The sequence below is a fragment of the Dactylosporangium sp. NPDC051087 genome, assembly GCF_055586325.1.
Map to the genome: position 1 here is coordinate 1 of NZ_JBVJIJ010000096.1, position 1,304 is coordinate 1,304.

The following is a 1,304-nucleotide window of genomic DNA, read 5'->3' on the forward strand; positions in this document are numbered from 1 at the left end:
AGCAGCAGGAAGCTGCCGACGGCGGCGAGCAGCGCGGGCCACAGCCCGCCGGTGAGCGCGACGGCGACGGTCAGGATGAGGAACGCGAGGATGTCGCTGGGCAGGGAGATGTCGGCCTGGACGGCGTTGAGGCCGGCGGTCAGCAGCGGCAGGCCGAGGACGGCGAGAGCGACACCGGCCAACCGGCGGCGCAGGGTCAGTCCGCCGCCGGTGCTGAGCCGGAGGCGGCCGCGTCGGGCGTGTTCGTGGGTGACGAGGTGGACGTCGATGGTGCCGGATTCGGCGGTGGTGGTGGTGCCGACGCCGGGGGAGAGGGTTTGGGCGAGGCGGTTGCGGCGGCTGGCGCCGAGGACGAGTTGGGTGGCGTTGGCGCCGCGGGCGAAGTCGAGCAGGGCGGTGGGGATGTTGTTGCCGACGACTTGGTGGTAGGTGCCGCCGAGGGTTTCGACCAGTAGTCGTTGGTGGGTGAGGTTGGTGGGGTCGGCGTCGGCGAGGCCGTCGTTGCGGGTGATGTGGACGGCGAGGAGGTCGGTGGCTTTGGTGCGGGCGGCGATGCGGGCGGCGCGGCGGATGAGGGTGTCGCCTTCGGGGCCGCCGGTGAGGGCGACGACGACGCGTTCGCGGGTTTCCCAGGTGGTGTTGATGTGGTGTTGGGTGCGGTAGCGGTCGAGTTGGTCGTCGATGTTGTCGGCGAGCCAGAGGAGGGCGAGTTCGCGCAGGGCGGTGAGGTTGCCGATGCGGAAGTAGTTGCCGAGGGCGGCGGTGATGGTTTCGGGTCGGTAGATGTTGCCGTGGGCCATGCGGCGGCGGAGGGCTTCGGGGGTCATGTCGACGAGTTCGATTTGTTCGGCTCGGCGGACGATGGTGTCGGGGATGGTTTCGCGTTGGGGGGTGCCGGTGATGTGTTCGATGACGTCGTTGAGGGATTCGAGGTGTTGGATGTTGACGGTGGTGAGGACGGTGATGCCGGCGTTGAGGAGGGTTTCGATGTCGTGGTGGCGTTTGGGGTTGGGGGTGCCGGGGATGTTGGTGTGGGCGAGTTCGTCGATGACGGCGACGTCGGGGTGGCGGGTGAGGACGGCGTTGAGGTCGAGTTCGGTGAATTGGGTGCCGCGGTAGGTGATGGTGGTGCGGGGGATGATTTCCAGGCCGGTGAGGAGGGCTTCGGTGAATGGGCGGCCGTGGGTTTCGACGTAGCCGATGACGATGTCGGTGCCGCGTTCCTGCCGGCGGCGGGCTTCCTCGAGCATCTTGTAGGTCTTGCCGACCCCGGGCGCGGCACCCAGATACACCCGCAACTCTCC

The 1,304-nt window shown here is 68.6% G+C and carries 1 protein-coding gene; it reads right to left on the reverse strand.

The window, feature by feature from the left end:
• The coding region (locus ACZ6TV_RS55215) for a universal stress protein (RefSeq protein WP_465309792.1) at positions 1-1,304 on the reverse strand (1,304 nt) is incomplete at both ends.